This window comes from Agromyces sp. G08B096, from assembly GCF_040267705.1.
In the GTDB taxonomy this organism is placed as follows: Bacteria; Actinomycetota; Actinomycetes; order Actinomycetales; family Microbacteriaceae; genus Agromyces.
On record NZ_CP158374.1, the window covers coordinates 1,475,250 to 1,497,503 of the forward strand.

The 22,254-nt window shown below is 72.6% G+C and carries 13 protein-coding genes; 7 read left to right on the forward strand and 6 right to left on the reverse strand.

What is annotated here, in order from left to right:
- Positions 1–51 precede the first annotated feature (51 nt).
- Both ABIQ69_RS07175 and ABIQ69_RS07180 read right to left on the reverse strand, forming a co-directional pair.
- Entirely contained in the window at positions 52–1,116 is a 1,065-nt protein-coding gene (locus ABIQ69_RS07175) for an AI-2E family transporter (protein ID WP_350349679.1), read from the reverse strand.
- A gap of 20 nt (positions 1,117–1,136) precedes the next feature.
- Complete coding sequence (locus ABIQ69_RS07180; protein ID WP_350349680.1) at positions 1,137–2,753, reverse strand: DivIVA domain-containing protein; 1,617 nt, start codon at positions 2,751–2,753, stop codon at positions 1,137–1,139.
- 181 nt (positions 2,754–2,934) lie between these two features.
- On the opposite strand from ABIQ69_RS07180, the gene ABIQ69_RS07185 reads away from it, so the two are divergent.
- Positions 2,935–4,854: a hypothetical protein gene (locus ABIQ69_RS07185; protein ID WP_350349681.1), complete on the forward strand. Its 1,920-nt coding sequence runs from the start codon at positions 2,935–2,937 to the stop codon at positions 4,852–4,854.
- Positions 4,851–5,783, forward strand: a complete 933-nt coding sequence (locus tag ABIQ69_RS07190; RefSeq protein WP_350349682.1) for a tetratricopeptide repeat protein — start codon at positions 4,851–4,853, stop codon at positions 5,781–5,783. The genes ABIQ69_RS07185 and ABIQ69_RS07190 overlap by 4 nt, the downstream gene beginning before the upstream one ends.
- 66 nt (positions 5,784–5,849) lie before the next feature.
- On the opposite strand, the gene glgB is transcribed toward ABIQ69_RS07190, so the two are convergent.
- Complete coding sequence (gene glgB / locus ABIQ69_RS07195) at positions 5,850–8,072, reverse strand: 1,4-alpha-glucan branching protein GlgB (protein WP_350349683.1); 2,223 nt, start codon at positions 8,070–8,072, stop codon at positions 5,850–5,852.
- Positions 8,062–10,128 (reverse strand): maltotransferase domain-containing protein, encoded by a 2,067-nt coding sequence (locus ABIQ69_RS07200; RefSeq protein ID WP_350349684.1) that lies wholly within the window; start codon positions 10,126–10,128, stop codon positions 8,062–8,064. The genes glgB and ABIQ69_RS07200 overlap by 11 nt, the downstream gene beginning before the upstream one ends.
- Before the next feature lie 119 nt (positions 10,129–10,247).
- Between ABIQ69_RS07200 and glgP the strand changes: the two genes are divergently transcribed.
- Positions 10,248–12,815 carry an alpha-glucan family phosphorylase gene (gene glgP, locus ABIQ69_RS07205; protein ID WP_350349685.1) on the forward strand — a complete coding sequence of 856 codons (2,568 nt, stop codon included), beginning with the start codon at positions 10,248–10,250 and terminating at the stop codon, positions 12,813–12,815.
- 4 nt (positions 12,816–12,819) lie between these two features.
- On the opposite strand, the gene ybaK is transcribed toward glgP, so the two are convergent.
- Positions 12,820–13,320 (reverse strand): Cys-tRNA(Pro) deacylase, encoded by a 501-nt coding sequence (gene ybaK / locus ABIQ69_RS07210; protein ID WP_350349686.1) that lies wholly within the window; start codon positions 13,318–13,320, stop codon positions 12,820–12,822.
- The gene (gene glgX, locus ABIQ69_RS07215) at positions 13,317–15,428 is read right to left on the reverse strand and encodes a glycogen debranching protein GlgX (RefSeq protein WP_350349687.1); all 2,112 of its coding nucleotides are present in this window, start codon (positions 15,426–15,428) and stop codon (positions 13,317–13,319) included. The genes ybaK and glgX overlap by 4 nt, the downstream gene beginning before the upstream one ends.
- A gap of 18 nt (positions 15,429–15,446) precedes the next feature.
- Here glgX and ABIQ69_RS07220 point away from each other — a divergent pair, with 18 nt between their 5' ends.
- From ABIQ69_RS07220 to ABIQ69_RS07235, 4 genes are all read left to right on the forward strand, one after another.
- The gene (locus tag ABIQ69_RS07220) at positions 15,447–16,676 is read left to right on the forward strand and encodes a cysteine desulfurase family protein (protein ID WP_350349688.1); all 1,230 of its coding nucleotides are present in this window, start codon (positions 15,447–15,449) and stop codon (positions 16,674–16,676) included.
- Between the two features lie 47 nt (positions 16,677–16,723).
- Positions 16,724–17,863: a tRNA 2-thiouridine(34) synthase MnmA gene (gene mnmA / locus ABIQ69_RS07225; protein WP_350349689.1), complete on the forward strand. Its 1,140-nt coding sequence runs from the start codon at positions 16,724–16,726 to the stop codon at positions 17,861–17,863.
- Between the two features lie 122 nt (positions 17,864–17,985).
- Entirely contained in the window at positions 17,986–20,346 is a 2,361-nt protein-coding gene (gene ligA, locus ABIQ69_RS07230; RefSeq protein WP_350349983.1) for an NAD-dependent DNA ligase LigA, read from the forward strand.
- A gap of 49 nt (positions 20,347–20,395) precedes the next feature.
- Positions 20,396–22,171: an alkaline phosphatase family protein gene (locus tag ABIQ69_RS07235; RefSeq protein ID WP_350349690.1), complete on the forward strand. Its 1,776-nt coding sequence runs from the start codon at positions 20,396–20,398 to the stop codon at positions 22,169–22,171.
- The last annotated feature ends 83 nt before the right edge of the window (positions 22,172–22,254 follow it).

Below are 22,254 nucleotides of genomic sequence, written 5' to 3' on the forward strand. Positions count from 1 at the left end.
GCGTCCATGCGGGACGACTGAGCCGGTCACGTCGGAGCGGCCCGGGTGGCGTCAGTGCTCGTTCTGGCGTGGAATCACGACCTGCTTGATGATCAGCAGGATCGATGCGGCGACCGGGATGGCGATGAGCGCGCCGAGGATGCCGAGCAGGGTGCCGCCGGCGAGCGCCGCGACCACGACGAGCGCCGCTGGAACCTTCACCGCCCGGTTCATGATGCGCGGGCTCACCACGTACGCCTCGACCTGCATGTACACCAGGTAGTAGATCGCCGCGACCAGGGCGGTGAGCGGTGAGCCGAGTCCGGGGAGCAGGCAGATCAGCACGATGATGATCGAGCCCGTCAGCGTGCCGACCAGCGGGACGAGCGAGAAGACGAAGGCGAGGAAGGCGAGCACCGCGGGGAACGGCGCCCGGATGGCCGAGAGGAAGAAGAAGCTCAGGATGCCGTTGATCGCGCCCAGGGTGACCTGGCCGATGACGTAGCGGCCCACCGACTGCGTGATCTGCTCGGTGAGGTCCGCGAAGCGGGCGCGTCGTGATGCGGGCACCAGCTGGTAGAAGCCGCGCTTCATGGCGCCGAGCGACGCGGTGAAGTAGAGCGTGAGGATGACGACGATGATCGCGGCGAACACGCCGGTGCCGACGGCGATCGCGACCTGCCAGACTCCGCCGGCCACCTCGCTGAGCTTCTCGGGGTTCGAGACGAACTCGACCACCGCGACCGAGATGGACTCGTAGATGTCGGCGACCGGGACGAGCGGGAATCGCTCCTGCAGGTCTTCGATCCACTCGTTGACGCGGAAGCCCGCGACGATGCCGGGGATCTCGTCGAGCAACTGGCTGACCTGGTCGACGATGATCGGAATGACCGCGAGCAGCAGCGCCGCGACGACGGCCGCGACACCGGCGGTGACCGTGAGGATGGCCGCCCACCGCGGGAACCCGCGGCGCTCGAGCCAGACGACGGCCGGGTCGAGGCCGAGCGCGAGGAAGAGGGCTGCCCCCACGTAGGTGAGGATCGTGGACAGGCTCGCGATCGAGTAGAGGATGAGGAGGCCGGCGCCCACGCCGAGCGTGCCGATCAGCGCGACGCGGAACACGTTCGGGATCCGCACGGGACCGGCCTCCTCGAGCCTCAGCTGCGCTGCTGCGCGGCGACCTGCTCTGCCTGCGTGAGCACGCCGCGCAGGCTCTCGAAGTAGCCGGCGACGGCGTCGCGCTCGATGCGGATCTGCGAGAGGCGGTCTTCGGCGTCGGCCACGAGGGCGCGGGTGCGCTCGTCGGCGTCGGCGATGAGCTTGCGCGCCTGCGCGTGCGCGTCGGCGACCCGCTGACGGGCTTCCTCGTCGGCCTTGTCGCGGATCTGCGCGATCTCGGTGCGCACGCGTGCCTCGAGCCGCTCGGCCTCCGCCCGGGCCTCGGCCGTGCGGGAGACGGCCTCGGCGAGCTCGGCGTTGGCGTCGTCGAGGAACTTCTGCGTCTCGGCGACGGCCTCCTGGTGACGCGCGAGCAGCTCCTGCTCGGCTTCGTCGCGCTTGGCGGCGAGTTCGGCGTCGAGGTCGATGCGCGCCTGCTCGATCTCGCGCTTCATGCGGTTGACCTCGTGCGTGGTCTTCTTCCGCATCGCGGTGAGCTGGTTGTCGAGGTCGATGCGCGCCTGCTCCGCTTCGGCCTCGAAGTCGGCCCGCGCCTGCTCCTGCTCGAGGGACAGGTCGGCGCGGATCTGGTCGAGGTCCTTCTCGTGCTTGATGCGGATCCGGTCGAGCTCGTTCTTCAGCTTGAGGCGGGCGGTGTCGGCCTCGCGCTCGAGGTCGACCTTCAGCTGCTCGCGCTGCTGGTCGAGCTGCGCCCGGCCCGCGGCGAGCTCGCGCTCGAGGTCGGTGCGAGCCTGCTCGAGCTCCTGCTCGAGCGCCGCGCGACGCTCCTCGATCTCGGCCTCGATGCCGGCGCGGGCCTCGGCCGTCTCGCGGTCGAGGTCGAGCTTGGCCTGCTCGGTCTCCTTGGCGAGGTCGATGCGGGCCTGCTCGGTCTCCTTCGCGAGCTCCGCGCGGGCGCGGTCGAGCTCGACGGCCACCTCGGCGCGGGTCTGCTCGGTCTCCTGCTGGAGGCCGGCTGCCGCGGCACGGGCCTCGGTCGCCTCCTTGTTCGCGGCGGCGAGCACCTCGGCCGCCTTGCGCTCGGCATCGGCGATGAGCGAGGCGGCCTCGCGCTTGGCGCTGCTGCGCAGCTCCGCCGATTCGGTGGAGGCGGCGCCGCGGATGGCCGCGGCGTCGCGCGCGGCGTCTTGACGCAGCTGCTCGCTCGCCTCGTGCGCGCGGGCGATCATGTCGTCGGCCTCGGCGCGGGCGTTCTCGAGGGTGCGGTTGGCCTGGGCCCGCGACTCGCTGAGGGTGCGGTCGGCGAGCTCCTGCGCGTCGGACTTCAGCAGGTGTGCCTCGTCTTCGGCGGCACGGCGCAGCTTCTCGGCGTCGATGTCGGCCTGCGCGATGAGACGCGTCGACTGCTCCTCGGCCACGCGGAGCGTGTTCTCGAGCTTGGTGCCGAGGCCGGAGAAGGTCGGGCTGCCCACCTCCTCGAGCTCCGCCGTGAGTTCTTCGATGCGCGCAAGGAGACGCTTGTTCTCCTTGGTGTTCTCGGCGATCTGCGTGTTCGCGGTGATGAGGTCACGACGAAGGCCGTTGAGGGCCTTGTCGACCTCGTCCTTGTCGTATCCGCGGAACACCTGGGTGAACTCGGTCTCTTCGACGGCCATGCTTCCTCCGGCTCGGGGCCCGCGCCGATGGGGGGAGTCGCGCGGGATTCGCCTCATTCTACGGGCGCGCGCAACAGCCGCCGACATCCCTGTCCACAGCGGGCCTTCGGGCCGCTCCCAGCTGGAGCGGATAGTCTGGGCTGTCTCTGTCCGACGCCGCCCTGCGGCACTGGAGGTCTTCGTGCGCTTCGTCTTCGCCATCGCGGCATTCGTCGCCGCGGCCGTGATGATCGGGCTCGGCATCGCCCAGCGCACCGTGTTCCTCGAGCCCGACAGCGTGTCGCTGCACGTCTCGGTCGACACCGGCGACGCCGACTACGTCGTCGTCGGGCCCGAGGCGCTCGGCGCCCACCCCGGCAAGCAGTCGCTCACGGTCGCAGGCGAGGGCTCGACGTACCTCGCGTACGGTCGGTCCTCCGACGTGGAGGCGTGGCTCGGCGACGAGCCGTACGCCCTCGTCGGGTTCGACGCCGAGGCGGGCGAGCTGACGAGCACGGTCGTCGACCCGGCCGAGGCGGAGGACGAGGGCGAGGCCGAGCCGGCCGAGACGCCGGCGCCGACCGCGACGCCCGCTCCCACCGAACCCGCAGCCACGACCGCACCGCCGGCCGACGCAGAGGCCGGCGCCGACGGCGACGCCGCCGCCGACACCACGCCCGCCGTGTCGCCCGCGGGCTCCGACCTCTGGCTCGACGAGCTCGCCGAAGACGGCCGGCTCAGCATGACGGTCGACGTGCCCGAGGGGATCTCCGTGCTGATCGCGTCGGGCAGCGAGGACCCGGTCCCCGACCGGGTCGCGATCGCGTGGCCGCTCGACAACGCGACCCCGTGGGTGGGCCCGCTCCTCACCGGCGGCACCATCGCGTTCCTCATCGGCGTGGCGCTGGTGATCTCGGGCATCGTCCACCACCGCCGCTCCCGCGGGCCGCGCCGCAACCTGCCGAAGGGCAAATTGCCCCGCGCGCCGAAGCCGACCCGTCGCCAGGCTCAGCTCACGAGCGGCCGCCGGGCGTCGGGCGGGCGACGCGCGATGGTCGCGGGTCTCGCGCTGGTGCCCGCGCTCGCGCTCAGCGCCTGCTCGTCGGACTATTGGCCGAACTTCGACGAGCTCGCCCCGGCGACGACGGCGCCGGCGACGCCCACCCCGACCCCCGGCGCCGACGACGAGCCCGCCGACGAGGCCGACGAGGTCGAGCCCGCGGTCACCGTGCCGCAGATGGAGCGCATCATGCGCAAGATCTCGGTCTCGGCGAAGGCGGCCGACGACGCGCTGGATGCCACGGCCGCCGCCGAGCGCTTCGCCGGCCCGGCGCTCCAGGCTCGGGAGACCAACTACAAGATCCGCGCGGTCATGCCGGAGCATCCCGCGCCGACCGTCATCCCGGCGTCGCCGCTGGAGATCACCCTGCCGCAGCAGTCGAAGGCGGGGGTCTGGCCGCGCACGGTGCTCGAGATCGTGAAGAACGGCGAGGACCCCGCGGTCGCGCCGTCCGCGCTGGTGCTCGTGCAGGAGTCGCCTCGCGAGAACTACAAGATCCTGTACGCGATGTCGCTCGTGCCCGACGCGGATCCGCCGGAGGTCGCGCCCGCCTCGATCGGCGCGCCGCTCGTGACCCCCGATTCGAAGCTGCTCGTGCTGCCGCCGAGCCAGGTGGCGGGCGCGTACGCCGATGTGCTGCTGCACGGCGACCAGTCGCAGTACGCGCCGATGTTCGACCTCGAGGGTGACGTGCTCTACGAGCAGCTCGGTCCGGCCGGCCAGCAGGCCGCCGACGCCGCCCTCCCGCCGACCGCGGACATCGCGTTCACCAACCAGCCCGGTGCCAGCCCGCCCATCGCCCTCGCGACGAACGACTCCGGCGCCATGGTGTCGGTGTCGATCGAGCAGACCGAGCGCGTGACGCCGAACGACGGCGGTACGATCGGATTCGAGCCCGGCGCCGGTCGCTCGCTCAGCGGCTTCACCGAGAAGAGCGCGAAGGGCGTGCAGCGCCAGGTCATCATCCAGATCCTCTTCTACGTGCCGGCCGTCGGCTCGGACGAGCAGGTCCGGGTGCTCGGCTGGTCGGAGAGCCTCATCGGAGCATCGGAGATCCCGTGACGAATCCCATCCCGCCGTCGGCCGGCCTGCGCGGTGCGGTCGACCTGTCCTCGCTCGTCCAGCCCCAGCGCCAGGGGGATGCCGCGCCGTCGACGGGCGCGGACGACCGCATCGTGTTCGCGACCGACGACCAGGGCTTCGGCCCCGTCCTCGAGCTCTCGCGGACCGTGCCGGTGGTCGTGGTGCTGTGGGCGAGCTGGAGCGAGCAGTCGACCGCCCTCGTCGACACGCTCGACCGGCTCGTGCGCGCCCGTGCGGGTCGACTCGTGCTCGCCACGGTCGAAGCCGACCGCAGCCCGCAGCTCGTCCAGGCCCTGCAGGCGCAGGCCGTGCCGACGGTCGTCGCCCTCGTGGCCGGACAGCCCGTGCCGCTCTTCCAGGGCGTGCAGCCCGACGACGTGATCGAGCAGGTGTTCGACCAGCTCCTGCAGCTCGCCGGCCAGAACGGGGTCACGGGCACGGTCGACGCCGGTGCCGAGGGCACGGCCGAGCCGGCCGAGCCCGCTGAGGCACCGCTGCCGCCGCTGCACCAGGAAGCGTACGACGCGATCTCCCGGGGCGACTACGCCGCGGCGTCCGCGGCGTACCGCACGGCGATCGCGCAGGACCCGCGCGACGCGCTCGCGGTCGCCGGCCTCGCGCAGGCGAACCTCCTCGGCCGGCTGCAGGGCAAGACGCTCGACGAGATCCGCAACGCCGCGGCGGCGAACCCCGACGACCTCGACGCGCAGCTGGATGTCGCGGACCTCGACCTCTCGGGCGGTCACGTCGACGACGCGTTCGCACGTCTGCTCGACCTCTTCCCGTCGCTGGACGCGGCGGGCAAGTCGCGGGTCCGCGAGCGCCTCATCGAGCTCTTCGAGGTGGCCGGCACCGACGACCCGCGGGTCGCGGCGGCACGGCGCCGACTGGCGAACCTGCTCTACTGACGCCGGGCGGTCGAACCGCCGTCCTGCACGCAGCACCGGCAGGGGGTGCCAGGGGCCCCGGCGTCGTCAGCCGTCGAAGCGGAACCAGACCGCGCCGAGCGGCGGCAGGGTGAACGTCGCGGAGGCGGGACGGCCGGCCCACAGGGCATCCGTCGCATCGACCGCGCCGAGGTTGCCGACGCCGGAGCCGCCGTACTCCGCGGCATCCGAGTTCAGCACCTCCGTCCACCGGCCGGGCTGCGGGAGTCCCAGCCGGAATCCGTGATGGGGGACGCCGGCGAAGTTCACGATGCAGAGCAGCGGCGTGCGGTCGCGGTCGAAGCGGAGGAACGCGACGACGTTCTCGGCCGCCGCGCCGCCTTCGACCCACTGGAAGCCCTCGGAATCGTCGTCGAGCTGCCAGAGGGCCGGGGTCTCCCGGTAGAGCCGGTTCAGGGCGCCCACGAACTCGGCGAGCTGCCGGTGGCTCGGCTGGTCGAGGATCCACCAGTCGAGCCCGCGCTCCTCGCTCCACTCAGAGAGCTGCCCGAACTCCTGCCCCATGAACAGCAGCTGCTTGCCGGGGTGCGCCCACATGAACGCGAGGTAGGCGCGCACGTTCGCGAGCTGCTGCCAGTGATCGCCCGGCATCTTCCGCACGAGCGAGCCCTTGCCGTGCACGACCTCGTCGTGGCTGATCGGCAGGATGAAGTGCTCGCTGAACGCGTAGAGGAACGAGAACGTGAGGTCGTGGTGGTGGTGGTGCGACCGGTACAGCGGGTCGACCTGCACGTACTGGAGGGTGTCGTGCATCCACCCCATGTTCCACTTGTACCCGAACCCGAGGCCGCCCGATGAGGTCGACGCCGTCACGCCCGGCCACGACGTGGACTCCTCGGCGATCATGACGATGCCGGGGTTCCGCTTGTAGGCGGTCGCGGTCGCCTCCTGCAGGAAGGCGATGGCCTCGAGGTGCTCGCGTCCGCCGTGGATGTTCGGCACCCACTCGCCGTCCGCCCGCGAGTAGTCGAGGTAGAGCATGGACGCGACGGCGTCGACCCGGAGGCCGTCGACGTGGAACTCCTCGAGCCAGAACAGGGCGTTGGCGACGAGGAAGTTGCGCACCTGGGGGCTGCCGTAGTCGAAGACGTACGTGCCCCAGTCGGGCTGCTCGCCGCGTCGCGGGTCGGGATGCTCGTAGAGCGGAGCGCCGTCGAAGCGGGCGAGCGCCCAGTCGTCCTTCGGGAAGTGGCCGGGCACCCAGTCCATGATCACGCCGATGCCGGCCTGGTGCAGCCGGTCGATGAGGTGGCGCAGATCGTCGGGGGAGCCGAACCGGCTGGTCGCCGCGTAGTACCCCGTGACCTGGTACCCCCACGAGCCGCCGAACGGATGCTCCGCCAGCGGCATGAACTCCACGTGGGTGTAGCCCAGCCACTGCACGTACTCGATGAGCTCGTCGGCGACGTCGCGGTAGCCGCGTCCGGGGCGCCAGGAGCCGAGGTGGAGCTCGTAGATGCTCATGGGTCCGTCGTGCGGGTTGGTGCCGGCACGGCGGGACATCCACTCGCCGTCGCCCCACACGTACGAGCCGTCGTCGGCGATGACCGAGGCGGTCGCGGGGGCGACCTCGGCGCGGCGGGCCATGGGGTCGGCCTTCATGATCCACCGTCCGTCTGCGGTGAGCAGTTCGAACTTGTACGTCGCGCCGGGTTCGAGGTCGGGGACGAACAGCTCCCACACGCCCGAGGCGCCCATGCTGCGCATCGCGTGACCGGCGCCGTCCCAGCGGTTGAAGTCGCCGACCACGCGCACGGCGCGGGCGCGCGGCGCCCAGACCGTGAAGGCGGTGCCGCGGACCTCGCCGCCGGCGCCCCAGTGCTCGCGATGGTGCGCGCCCAGCGCGCGCCAGAGCTCCTCGTGCCGGCCCTCGCGGATGAGGTGGAGGTCGAGCTCGCCGATGGTGGGCGCGAACCGGTACGGGTCATCGGCGACCCATTCGCCGCCGTCCGCGTATCGGGCCCGGATGCGGTACCCGACGGGGCCGAAGCCGTCGGCGCCCGCCCAGACGCCGTGCCCGAGGTGGTGCAGCGGGACCACGCGGCCGTCGTCGAGGACGGCATCGACCGCGGCCGCGAGCGGCCGGCGCGTGCGGATGACGGTGTGCGGGCCGGGTGCGCCGGGCAGGTCGAACCCGTGCTGGCCGAGCACGGCATGCGGGTCGGCGTGCCGGCCCTCGGCGATGGCGGCGAGCACGTCGTCAGGGACGGCGGGCCCAGGGAATGGGAAGGGCGTGGGCTCAGGAGGCATGCGGGCTCCCGTCCGCGTCGGCCCTCGCCGCGCCGGCGGGGGAGGCGTCGGGTCGCCGCACCACGTGCAGGATGTGCGCCGGCCGGGTGAACGCGTCGAGCCGGACGTAGTTCGACGCGCCCCACTCCCAGCGCTCGCCCTCGACGAGGTCTTCGACGGTGTACCGCGCCCCCGGCTCGAGGCCGAGCGCCGCGAGGTCGAGGTGCACGGTGGTCTCTCGCACCGAGTGCGGGTCGACGTTGGCGACGACGATGATCGTGTCATCGACTCCCGTGCCGGTGAACCGGGCCTCGAGGTGCTTCGAGTACGCGAGGACCTGGTCGTCGTCGGTCGGGTGCACCGTCAGGTTCCGGAGCTGCTGCAGGGCCGGATGCTCCCTCCTGATGCGGTTCAGGATGCCGAGGTAGAGCGCCAGCGATCGCCCTTCGGCCTCCGCGGCGGCGAAGTCGCGCGGCTTGTACTCGTACTTCTCGTTGTCGATCGCCTCTTCGGCGCCCGGGCGCGCGACCGATTCGAACAGCTCGAAGCCGGCGTACACGCCCCACGTCGGGGCGGCGGTCGCAGCGATGGTCGCCCGCACCGTGAAGGCGGCCGGACCGCCGAACTGCAGGTACTCGGTCAGGATGTCGGGGGTGTTCACGAAGAGGTTCGGCCGGAGGAAATCGGCCGTCTCGGTGGCGAGGCCCGTGAGGAACTCCTCCAGCTCGCCCTTCGTGTTCCGCCAGGTGAAGTACGTGTACGACTGCTGGAACCCCGCGGCGGCGAGCGACTGCATCATCGCCGGCCGGGTGAAGGCCTCGGCGAGGAACACGACGTCGGGCGCTTCGGCGTTGACGGCCGCGATGAGGCGTTCCCAGAACGACAGCGGCTTGGTGTGCGGGTTGTCGACGCGGAAGATGCGCACGCCCTGCGCCATCCAGTGCCGGACGATCCGCAGCACCTCGGCGAAGATGCCCTCGGGGTCGTCGTCGAAGTTCACCGGGTAGATGTCCTGGTACTTCTTCGGCGGGTTCTCCGCGAAGCGGATGCTGCCGTCGGGCAGCACGGTGAACCATTCGGGATGCTCGGCGACCCACGGGTGGTCGGGCGAGGCCTGCAGCGCGAGGTCGAGCGCGACCTCGATGCCCTGGGCCGCCGCCTCCCGCACGAATGCGCGGAAGTCGGCGAGCGTGCCGAGGTCGGGGTGGATCGCGTCGTGGCCGCCGGTGGAGCCGTCCGAGAGCGGGCCGCCGATCGCCCACGGCGAGCCCGGGTCGTGGGGCCCCGGATCGAGAGTGTTGTTGCGACCCTTGCGGTTCGTCACGCCGATCGGATGGATCGGCGGCAGGTAGACGACGTCGAAGCCCATCGCCGCGACGCCCGCGAGCCGCTTCGCGGCGGTGCGGAAGGTACCCGATCGCCAGCTGCCGTCCTTCAGCCGCTTCGCCCCCTCCGACCGCGGGAAGAACTCGTACCAGCTGCCGACGCCCGCGCGCCGACGTTCGACGAGCAGCTGCCGCGGCTCGGACGAGCTCGAGAGGCGGGTGAGGGGGTGGGCGTCGAAGACGTCGAGGAGGGGGTCGTCGACGAGCGCCCGGCGTGCGGCCGGCGAGGCATCCGTGTCGCGGAGGCGGGCGGCGAGCGCCGTGAGCCGGGTGCGGAGCGAGCGCGGGCGGGATGCCTCCGCGGCGGCGCGCTCGAGGAGGCGGGCGCCGAGCTCGTACATCAGCGGGGCATCCACGCCGGCGTCGATCTTCACCGCCGCGTCGTGCCGCCAGGTCGCGATCTCGTCGCCGAACCCGTCGACGTGCCAGCGCCAGCGGCCCGTCTCGTCGAGCCGGACGCGCACCTCCCAGCGGTCGGTGCCCGGGGCGACGAGCGACATGCGGTGGGTCGTCGTCTCGCCGGACGGCGAGGTCAGCACGAGCATCGCCCCGACGGCGTCGTGCCCCTCGCGGAACACCGTCGCGGCGAAGGGCACCACCTCGCCCTCGAAGGCCTTCGGGGTCCACCGCGGGTCGGGCGCGGCGGGGGCGAGCCGGATCACCGGGATGCGGTGCGGTGCGGGGCTGGTCACGTCTCCGACCGTAGCGCGTCGTCCAGCCGAGCGGCACGGGCTCGCGGCGCGGCGACGGAGCCCGCCCGTGTGACGCGCCGTTCACACGGCCGTCACCCGGCGCCCATAGTGTGGGACGGGTGAAGCCGATCCGGAAGTTCACCGTCCGCGCCGTCGTCCCCGCCGCGCTGGGGGCCCTCGACGAGCTCGCCGGCAATCTGCGCTGGTCGTGGCACGAGCCGACCCGGCGCGTGTTCGAGCACATCGATCCCGCCGGGTGGGCGGCATCCGGTCGCGACCCGGTCGCGTTCCTCGGCGCCGTCGATCCGGCACGCCTCGACGAGCTCGCCGCCGACGAGGGCTTCGTCGCCTGGGCCGAACGCGAGCGCGCCGAACTGCGGGCCTACCTCGACGAACCGCGCTGGTACCAGAGCCTCGGCGACGACGCTCCGCGGAGCATCGCGTACTTCTCGCCGGAGTTCGGCATCACCGAGGCGCTGCCGCAGTACTCGGGCGGGCTCGGCATCCTCGCCGGCGATCATCTCAAGGCGGCGAGCGACCTCGGCGTGCCGATCCTCGGGGTCGGGCTGTTCTATGCGGCCGGCTACTTCTCGCAGTCCATCTCTCCCGACGGGTGGCAGCAGGAGCGCTACCCCGTGCAGGACCCCGACGGGCTCCCGCTCTCACTCCTCCGCCGCCCCGACGGCACCGCCGTGCAGGTGACGCTCGGCCTTCCCGACGATCGCGCCCTCGCCGCCCGGGTGTGGCGCGCCCGGGTGGGCCGGGTCACCCTGCTCCTGCTCGACACCGACGTGCCCGCGAACCCCGACGAGCTCCGCGCCGTCACCGACCGGCTCTACGGCGGCGGCGGCGAGCACCGGCTCCTGCAGGAGCTGCTCCTCGGCATCGGCGGCGTCCGCGCCATCCGCGCGTGGGCGGAGCTCGCGGGGCAGCCCGAGCCCGAGGTGTTCCACATGAACGAGGGTCATGCGGGCTTCCTGGGGCTCGAGCGCATCTCCGAGCTCATCGCCGGCGGGCTGAGCTTCCCCGAGGCACTGCAGCTCGTGCGGGCGTCGACGGTGTTCACGACGCACACGCCGGTGCCGGCGGGCATCGACCGGTTCGACCGCGGACTCGTCGAGCGGTACTTGACGAACACCCTGCTGCCCGGCGTGCCCCCGGCGGATGCCCTCGCCCTCGGCGTGGAGCCCGGCGCCGACCCGGCGACGAGCCCGTTCAACATGGCTGTGATGGGCCTTCGGCTCGCCCAGCATGCCAACGGCGTCTCGAAGCTGCACGGTGAGGTCAGCCGGCGCATGTTCGGCTCGCTGTGGCCGGGGTTCGACGCCGACGAGGTGCCCATCACCTCGGTGACGAACGGCGTGCACGCCCCAACCTGGACCGACCCCGCCCTGCTCTCGCTCAGCGAGCAGGTGCTGGGCTCGGCCGACCCCGAGCACGCCGACTGGTCGAGCGCCGCACTCGATGACGCCGAACTGTGGTCGGTGAAACGTCGCATGCGGCTGCAGCTCGTCGAGGAGGCCAGGCGCCGGCTCGCCGCCGCCTGGTCGGCCCAGCACGCCGGGGCTCCGGCACCGGAGTGGATCGGCAACGTCCTCGACCCCGATGCGCTGACGGTCGGCTTCGCGCGCCGGGTGCCGACGTACAAGCGGCTGACGCTCATGCTCCAGGACCCCGAGCGGTTCGCGGCGATCCTCACCGACCCCGATCGACCCGTGCAGTTCGTGGTGGCCGGCAAGTCCCATCCCGCCGACGACGAGGGCAAGCGCCTCATCCAGCAGCTCGTGCAGTTCGCCCAGCGGCCCGAGCTCCGCGAGCGGATCGTCTTCCTGCCCGACTACGACATGGGCATGGCGAGCGTGCTCTACCCGGGCTGCGACGTGTGGCTCAACAACCCGCTGCGGCCCCTGGAAGCCTGCGGGACCTCCGGCATGAAAGCGGCGATGAACGCCGCGCTCAACCTCTCCATCCTCGACGGCTGGTGGGCGGAGTCCGCCGGGGAGGACTACGGGTGGGTCATCCCGTCCGCCGACGCCTCGGCCGACGCGGCCGAGCGCGACGCCGTCGAGGCGGACGCACTGTACGACCTGCTCGAGCACGACGTCACGCCCCGCTTCTACGACCGCGACTCCGATGACGTGCCGCGCGACTGGGTCGGCATGCTGCGCCGGACGCTTGCCGGGCTGGTGCCCGAGCTCGGCGCCGACCGGATGGTGCGCGAGTACGTCGACCGCCTCTACCGGCACGCCTGGCGGCACGCCGTCGCCATGGGCGCCGACCATGCGCGGGGCGCGCGCGAGCTCGCGGCGTTCGGTGCCAGGCTCCGCGCGGCGTGGCCGCAGGTCGCGGTGGTCCATGTCGAGTCGGGCGGCATCGACGCGCCGCAGGTCGGCGACGAGGTGCGGCTGCGCGCCCACGTCGAACTCGGGGAGCTCTCGCCCGACGACGTGCAGATCGAGGTGGTCTTCGGTCGGGCCACGGCGGACGAGACCATCTCGTCGCCGCGCCGCGAGGCGCTCGAGCTGACGAGCGACCCGGATGCCCCCGGCCCGCGGGTCTACGCGGGCCGCCTGGTGCTCGATCGGGCCGGCGCCTTCGGCTACACCGTCCGGGTCATCCCGCGGCATCCGCTGCTGCAGAGCGCCGCCGAACTCGGGCTCGTCGCCCTCCCGCCGTCGGGGGAGTAGCGGGTCAGCGCTGACGCGCGATCGGCGCGTAGCGGCCGGCCGTGACCGCGAGCAAGTCGTCGGGCGCGAGCTCCACGTCGAAGCCGCGACGCCCGCCCGAGACCAGGATGGTCTCGCACAGGATGGCCGACTCGTCGAGCACGGTCGGCAGCGCCGTCTTCTGTCCGATCGGGCTGATGCCGCCGACGACGTACCCGGTGCGGCGTTCGGCGGTCGCCGGATCGGCGAGCTCGGCGCGCTTCCCGCCGACGGCGGCCGCCAGCGCCTTCAGGTCGAGCTGCTGCGCCACGGGCACGATACCGACGGCGAGCGGGCCGCCGTCGACCGTGGCGAGGAGGGTCTTGAACACGCGCTCGGGGTCGACGCCGAGCTTCTCGGCCGCCTCGAGGCCGAAGGCCGCGGCGCGAGGGTCGTGCTCGTAGGCGTGCGCCCGGAAGGCGATGCCGGCCGCCTGGAGGGCGACGGTCGCCGGCGTGCCGGCGGAGGCATCCGTTCGCCTCGTCATCGCGCGCCCTCCGCGCGGTAGAGCCGCATGGACTGCGCTGCCACGCCGACGCGCTCGCCCGGCCTCGACTCGGCGGGCCGAGTCTCGGACGCCGGGGCGCCGGGCGCGTCGTCCGCGTCGGGTGACTCGGCCGCCGAGTCCCAGAGCAGCACGTACCGGTCGACGCCGTCGTGTGCGGGCAGCACGACCTCGGTCGGAGCCTCGTGCGCGTGCACGACGAGCAGGATGCGGTTCGGGCCCTCGGTCTCGGGGGTCGACGCGGCGAGGTACTGCAACGTGCGCTCGGCGGGGGAGTTCCAGTCGTCGATGGTCATGGTCGCGCCGTCGGCGTTGTACCAGTCCATCTGCGTCGCGCTCGGCGTCGTCTCGCCGAAGACGCCGTAGCGGACCGGTCGGAGTGCCGGGTTCTCGGCGCGCAGCCGGATGAGATGCCGTGCGGTCGCGAGCAGTCGCCGCGCGTCCTCGCCCCACGACCAGTCGAGCCAGGTCAGCTCGGAATCGTGGCAGTAGGCGTTGTTGTTGCCGGCCTGGCTCCGGCCCACCTCGTCGCCGGCGGTGAGCATCGGCACGCCGGCCGAGAGCAGCAGCGTGCCGAGCAGGTTGCGGATGCTCCGCCGGCGAGCCGCGAGGATCTCGGGGTCGTCGGTGCGTCCCTCGACGCCGTGGTTGTACGACCGGTTCGCGTCGGTGCCGTCGCGATTGTCCTCCCCGTTGCCCTCGTTGTGCTTCACGTCGTACGCCGTCAGGTCGGCCAGGGTGAAGCCGTCGTGCGCGGTGATGAAGTTCAGGCTCGCGAGGGGGCCGCGCTCCTGGGCGAACGTGTTCGCGGAGCCGGCCAGCCGGGTCGCGAACCGGCCGATGCCGCTGCCGGCCGAGCCAGTCTCGCGCTCCCGGCGGAGGTCGCTCAGCCAGAAGTCGCGCATCCGGTCGCGGTAGCGGTCGTTCCACTCCGTGAAGCCGGCGGGGAAGTTGCCGGTCTGCCAGCCGCCCGGACCGACGTCCCACGGCTCGGCGATCAGCTTCGTGGCGCCGATCACCGGGTCGTCGAGCATCGCCCGCAGGAGCGGGTGCTCGGCGTCGAATCCGCCGTCCTCGTCGCGGCCGAGCGTCGCCGCGAGGTCGAGTCTGAAGCCGTCGACGCCGACCTCGCCCGCCCAGTACCGCATGGAGTCGAGCACCAGCCGGCGCGCCGGCTCGCCGCCGAAGTCGAGCGTGTTGCCGCAGCCCGTGGTGTCGAAGTACTCGCCGTCGACGCCGTGCCGGTAGTACCCGGCGTTGTCGATGCCGCGGAAGCTGAAGGTCGGGCCGTGCCGGCCCTCCTCGGCCGTGTGGTTGTAGACCACATCGAGCACCACCTCGAGCCCGGCCCGGTGGAGCCCGTCGACCATCGCGGCGAACTCGTCCCGCACGGCCGCAGGGCCGGCGGCCTGCGCGTCCGTCGTGGCGTAGGGGGCATGCGGGGCGAAGAACGCGAGCGTGTTGTAGCCCCAGTAGTTCGGGCGCCCCTGACGCACGAGACGCTCCTCCGAGACGAAGGCATGCACGGGCAGGAGCTCGACCGTCGTCACGCCGAGCCGGGTCAGGTGCTCGATCGAGGCGTCGTGCGCGAGCCCGGCGTAGGTGCCCCTGAGCTCGGCCGGCACCGCAGGGTTCCGGCGACTGAAGCCGCGGACGTGGGCCTCGTAGACGACGGTCCGGTCGAGCGGGATGCGCGGGGCGGGAGGACGGGCGGCGGCTTCGTACACCCGGTCGGCCGGCGCGTCGAGCGGCGCGAGGGCGACGCCGCGCCACGAGCCGTCGTCGGCGCGGGCGAGCCCCGTGGCATACGGGTCGAGGAGCGTGTGCACCGGGTTGAAGGCGTGCGCAGGGCCGGCCGGCCCGTCGACCCGGACCCCGTAGTGCGCACCCGGGACGAGGCGCGCCGAGCGGGCCCGCCAGACGCCGTGCTCGTCGCGTTCGGCGGCCACCCGGTCGATTGCCCAGTCGAGGTCGTCGGCCGCGAAGACGACCAGTTCGACCGCGGTCGCGTGCTCCGACCACAGCCGCAGCAGTCCGCCGTCCGCGTCGGCGCGCACCCCGAGATCGTGCAGGGGATCGGGCGCGGACATGCGTTCTACAGTAGTTCCATGGCGTATCTCGACCACGCCGCCACGACCCCGATGCTGCCCGAGGCGATCGACGCGCTCACGGCGGCCCTGCAGGTGACCGGCAACCCCGCGTCCATCCACAGCGCCGGCCAGCGCGCCAAGCGACTCCTCGAACAGTCCCGCGAACAGGTCGCCGCCACGCTCGGCGCCGACCCCATCGAGGTCGTCTTCACGGGCAGCGGCACCGAGTCGGTGAACCTCGCGATCAAGGGGCTGTACTGGCGTCGCCGCGACGCGAGCCCCGCGGGCATCGCCCGACGCATCCTGTACCCCGCGGGCGAGCACCACGCGACGATCGACACCGTCGACTGGCTCGCCGAGCACGACGGCGCCGAGCTCGTCGAACTGCCCGTCGACGAGGTGGGCCGCGTGCGGCTCGACGCGCTCGCCGCGGAGCTCGAACGCGACGCGGCATCCATCGCGCTCGTCACGATGCTGTGGGCGAGCAACGAGGTCGGCACCATCCAGCCCGTGACAGAGGCGGCCGCGCTGGCCGCCCGGGCGGGGGTGCCGTTGCATGCCGATGCGGTCGCGGCGTACGGCCAGCTCCCCATCGACCTGCACGCGATCCGCACGGCGACCGCGGCACCGGCCGGCGCGGGACTCGTGGCCGTCAGTGTCTCCGCGCACAAGATCGGCGGGCCGGCCGGCATCGGCGCGCTCGTCCTCGACCGCTCGGCGCAGATCGAGCCGCTCCTGCACGGCGGCGGCCAGCAGCGCCGCATCCGGTCGGGTACGCAGGACGTCGCGGCGGCGGCCGCGTTCGCCGCGGCGGCGACCGCCGTGGCGGCCCGGCTCGACGACGACACGGTCCGGATGGCGGCCCTCCGCGACCGGCTCATCGCGGGCGTGACCCGGCTCGTGCCCGACGCGCGCCTCTCCGGCGACCCCGACCCCGCCGGCCGCCTGCCGGCGAACGTCCACTTCTCCTTCCCGGGATGCGAGGGCGACTCGCTGCTCTTCCTCCTCGACGCCGCGGGCGTCGCCGTGTCGACGGGATCGGCGTGCCAGGCCGGCGTGCCCGAGCCGAGCCACGTCCTGCTCGCGATGGGCCGCAGCGAGGCCGACGCGCGCGGCGCGCTCCGCCTGACGCTCGGGCACGCGTCCACCGACGCGGACGTCGACGCGTTCCTCGCCGCGCTGCCCGAGGCGCACGCCCGCGCCGCGCGCGCCGGCCTCGCCGCGCGCACGACCTCGTTCGACCGGTGAGCACCGGCTCGGGGCATCCGCCCAGCCGCCGTTCGTAGACTGGACGCATGCGAGTGCTTGCGGCCATGTCCGGCGGTGTCGACAGCGCCGTCGCGGCGGCGCGCGCCGTCGAGGCCGGCCACGACGTCGTCGGCGTGCACCTCGCGCTCAGCCGGATGCCGGGCACGCTGCGCACCGGCAGCCGCGGCTGCTGCACCATCGAGGACTCGATGGACGCCCAGCGCGCCGCCGACCTGCTCGGCATCCCGTACTACGTGTGGGACTTCTCCGAGCGGTTCAAGTCCGACGTCGTCGAAGACTTCATCGCCGAGTACTCGGCCGGACGCACGCCGAACCCCTGCATGCGCTGCAATGAGCGCATCAAGTTCGCCGCACTCCTCGAGAAGGCGCTCGCGCTCGGCTTCGACGCGGTGGCGACGGGCCACTACGCGAAGATCACGACGGATGCCTCGGGCCGGCGGGAGCTCCACCGCGCGAGCGCGGAGGCGAAGGACCAGTCGTACGTGCTGGGCGTGCTCACCGCCGAGCAGCTCGCGCACGCCTACTTCCCGCTCGGCGACACCCCCTCGAAGGAGCTCGTCCGCCAGGAGGCCGAGCGGCGCGGACTCCAGGTCGCGCGGAAGCCCGATTCGTACGACATCTGCTTCATCTCCGACGGCGACACGAAGGGCTGGCTCGCCGAGAAGGTCGGCGAGGCGCCCGGCGACATCGTCGACCGCACCGGCGCCGTCGTCGGCCGGCACGACGGCGCGCACGCCTATACCGTCGGACAGCGCCGAGGGCTGCACCTCGGCACGCCGGCCCCGGACGGCCGGCCCCGGTTCGTCCTCGAGGTGCGGCCGAAGCAGAACACCGTGGTGGTGGGCCCGAAGGAGGCGCTCGCGGTCGCGGAGATCGCCGGGTCGAGGTTCTCCTGGGCCGGCGCCGACCCGGTCGCCTCCGGACTGGTCGCCCGCGCTCGGGAGGCGTTCGCCTGCGACGTGCAGATCCGGGCGCACGCCGACCCGGTGCCGGCGACCGCGCACGTCGCACCCGGACCTGGCGACGAGTCCGAACTCGTGATCGTGCCCGATCGCCCGCTCGACGGCGTCGCGCCAGGGCAGACCGCGGTGGTCTACGTCGGTACGAGGGTGCTCGGTCAGTGCACCATCGACCGCACGGTGAGCGCCGTGCCCGTGGACGCGTAGCCGACGGACCTTCCGGCCGGGCATCCCGCCTGGGCGCGGCCGGCCGGGTGCGCCGCCGCGACGGTGTCGGACCGCGCTCCTAGGATGGCCGTGTGAGCGAGATCCCCGGCGAGCTGGAGACCATGGAGTTCGACGCGGCGCGCGCGGAGAGCGACCGCCTGCGCGAACGCATCGAGGGCGCCCGGCTCGCGTACTACGCCGACGGCGACTCGCCGCTCTCCGATGCTGAGTACGACGCCGACTTCCATCGGCTCGAGGCCATCGAGCGCGCCTTTCCCGAGCTCGCCGGGCAGGACAGCCCCACCCAGCAGGTGGGCGCGGCGATCGTGCAGGCCGGGTTCCCGACCCACGAGCACGCCGAGCGCATGCTCAGCCTCGACAACGTGTTCAGCCTCGACGAGTTCCGCGAGTGGGCGACGAAAACCCGTCAGGCCGCCGGCCGCGACGTGCGCTGGCTCAGCGAGCTGAAGATCGACGGCCTCGCGATCAGCCTCGCCTACCGCGATGGCGTACTCGAGACCGCGACCACACGGGGCGACGGGCGCGTCGGCGAAGACATCACCGAGAACATCGAGTTCATCCCCGCCATCCCGCGGAGGCTCGAGGGATCCGGCTACCCGTCCTTCTTCGAGGTCAGAGGCGAGGTCTTCCTCCGCACCAGCGACTTCGAGGCCCTGAACGAGCGCCAGCATGAGCTGCAGGCCCGCTTCGCGGCGGAACAGCGCGCCAAGGGCCGGGCCGACGAGGACATCCCCGTGCGGTTCCCCGAGTTCGCGAACGCCCGCAACACGGCCGCGGGCAGCCTCAGGCAGCGCCGGGAGAACAAGGGGACCGAACAGCTCGCGCTCATGCGCGAGCGGCTCGGCCGCCTGTCGCTCTACCTCCACGGCATCGGGGCGTGGGCCGACCCGCCCGTCTCGTCGCAGTCCGAGATCTACGACCTCATCGCCGGCTGGGGGCTGCCCGTCTCGCCGCACACCAGGGTGCTCGGCTCGATCGACGAGGTCGCCGGCTTTATCGCGCACTGGGGCGAGCACCGCCACGACGTCGAGCACGAGATCGACGGCATCGTCGTCAAGGTCGACGAGCTCGAGCTGCATGCCGAGCTCGGCGCCACGAGCCGTGCGCCCCGGTGGGCGATCGCGTACAAGTACCCGCCCGAGGAGGTGCACACCAAGCTCCTCGACATCGCCGTCGGCGTCGGGCGCACGGGCCGGGCGACCCCGTTCGCGATCATGGAGCCGGTGAAGGTGGCGGGCAGCACGGTCCGCCAGGCCACCCTGCACAATCAAGACGTGGTCCGCGCCAAGGGCGTGCTGATCGGCGACACCGTCGTCCTCCGCAAAGCCGGCGACGTGATCCCCGAGATCCTGGGCGCCGTCGAGGGACTCCGCGATGGCACCGAGCGCGAATGGCACATGCCCGAGCGCTGCCCCGAATGCGGAACCCCGCTCCGCCCCATGAAGGAGGGCGACATCGACCTCCGGTGCCCGAACGCGAGGTCGTGCCCGGCGCAGGTGCGCGGCCGCGTCGAGCACATCGGCTCTCGCGGGGCGCTCGACATCGAGGCGCTCGGCGAGGTCACGGCGGCGGCGCTCACGCAGCCGTACGTGCCCGCGGAGCCGCCGCTTCGCACCGAGGCGCGGCTGTTCGAGCTCACGCTCGACGAACTGATCCCCATCGAGGTCGTCGTGCGCGACGCCGAGACGGGCGAGCCCCGCGTCGACGAGGAGTCCGGCGAGCCGGTTCGACGTGCGCCGTTCCAGAAGTGGGGACCCGCGACGTATCCGCCCGGCACCGAGCACCTCGACGCGGCCGAGCGCCGCCGGGCCGGCATCCGGAAGAGCCACCGCGAGCTGCTGCCGTCGGAGGCCGCGACGAAGCTCCTCGCCGAACTCGAGAAGGCGAAGACGAAACCGCTGTGGCGCCTCATCGTCTCGCTCAACATCCGGCACGTCGGGCCCGTGGCGGCGCGAGCGCTCGCCGACTGGTTCGGCTCGCTCGACGCGATCCGCGCGGCCTCGCGCGACGAGCTCGCGCAGGTCGAGGGCGTCGGCGGCATCATCGCCGACGCGCTCATCGACTGGTTCGAGGAGGATTGGCACCGCGACATCGTCGATCGGTGGGCCGCGGCCGGCGTGCAGTGGTCGACGCCGGGCCATCCCGGGCCGGGTGCCGCGGCTGAGGCGGGCGGCGTCCTCGCGGGGCTCACCGTCGTCGCGACGGGCTCGCTCGAGGGGTTCACGCGCGAAGGGGCCCAGGAGGCGATCATCGCCGCCGGTGGCAAGGCCGCCTCGAGCGTCTCGAAGAAGACCGACTTCGTGGCCGCGGGGCCCGGCGCCGGATCCAAGCTCGCCAAGGCGGAGGAGCTCGGCATCCGCGTGCTCGACGCCGCGCAGTTCGCGGTGCTCGTGACGCAGGGGCCTGCGGCGCTCGACCAGGCGGCGGAGTCCGTCGGATCGGATCCGGCGTCGGAGGCCTGACGCGAGTGAGTCGGCGCCGGCGCGACCGGCGGCGGAGAAGGGGGACGCAGTGGCTGCAGCGCGGGGGAGCCGGCCGGATGACGGCGCCGACGAGTCCGAGTCGGCGCGCCGTGCGTCGCGGCGGGACTTCCTGAAGATCGGCGGCGCGGCCGCCGCGGGCGCGGTCGTCGGCGGGGGAGCGGGCGCCGCGATCGGGGCCGCGATCGGCCACGCGCGCGGCTTCGCCGAGGGCGCAGACGACTTCGCGGCGCTGAACCCGCGCGAGGAGGCCGGCTTCGACCACCTCGTCGTCGTCATGGGCGAGAACCGGTCCTTCGACAATCTGCTCGGCTGGCTGTACACGCCCGACGACGTTCCCGACGGCCAGCGGTTCGACGGCCTGGCGTTCGGCGAGTACGCGAACCCCGCTCCCGATGGCACGAGCGTCCCGGCCCACGTGTACGAGGGAGCGACCGACGACGTGATGGGGCGCCCGAACCCCGACCCGGGCGAAGAGTACCCGCACGTGAACACCCAGCTGTTCGGGATCTTCGACCCGGCGGACAACGCCGACGTCGAAGTGGGCGACACGCGCGCCCCGTTCAACGCGCCGCCCGCGGGTCAGACGCCGACGATGGACGGCTTCCTCCTCGACTACCACGCCGACTTCAGTCGCAGGAAGAAGGGCGCCGCGCCCACGCCCGCCGAGGCGAACCAGATCATGGGCTCCTTCTCGCCCGAGATGCTGCCCGTGCTGTCGACGCTCGCGAAGAACTTCGCGGTGTTCGACGCCTGGCACTGCGCCGTGCCGTCCCAGACGTTCTGCAACAGGTCGTTCTTCCACGCCTCGACCTCGCATGGGTTCGTGACCAACAAGCATGGCGGCGGCTACGGCAAGTGGCTCGACGCGCCAGCCGCTCCCACGGTGTTCAACCGCCTCGAGGAAGCCGGCCTCAGCTGGCGCATCTACTTCGACGAGCTGCAGCTCGTCTCGTTCACGGGCGTGCTGCACGCGCCCGTGCTCGAGCCGTATTGGCGCACCGACCACTTCGCCACGATGGAGCAGTTCTTCGACGACGTCCGCACGGGCAACCTGCCGGCGTACGCCTTCGTCGAGCCCCGCATGATCTACAACCACAACGACTTCCACCCGCCGTTCGGCAAGCTGCGCGAATCGGAGGTCGACGGCACGGAGGTGATCGACAGCGCGGTCTCCGATGTCCGTGCGGGCGAACTGCTCATCCACCGCATCTACGAGGCGGTGAAGACGAGCGCGAGTCCCGAGGGCTCGAACGCGGTCAACACGCTGCTGCTCATCACGTTCGACGAGCACGGCGGCACGTACGACCACGTGCCGCCGCCCGAGGCCACGCCACCGCACGAGGGCGGGGAGCCCGGGGAGATGGGCTTCACCTTCGACCGGCTCGGCTGCCGGGTGCCGGCGATCGCCGTGTCGGCGTACACGCGCGCCGGCACGATCGTGCATGACGAGATGCACCACGCGGCCGTCATCTCGACACTGTCGCGATTGCATGGGCTGAAGCCGCTCACGCGCCGCGACGCCGGGGCGAACGACCTGTTCGGGGTGGTGAACCTCGACCGGCCGAGGCATCCCTCGACCTGGCCGTCGACGACGCCGCAGTACGTGCCGCCGAATCCCGAGGCGACGGCGCCGCATCCGGCGCACGCGCACAAGGACAAGCCGCTGAGCCCGCCGGCGCGGGGGCTCATCGGACTGCTGCTCGCCCGGTTCGGCCGGGCCGACGAGCCCGAGCCCGAGACGTTCGCCGAAGCCTACGAGCTGCTGCATCGCCACGGCGAGGGCCTCTTCGGCGTACAGGGCTGAGCGCGGGCCCGGCTGCCCAGATCGACCGGCGCCGCCGCCCCGATAGAATCGAGCCATTCCCACCACGACACGTTCGGAGCAGC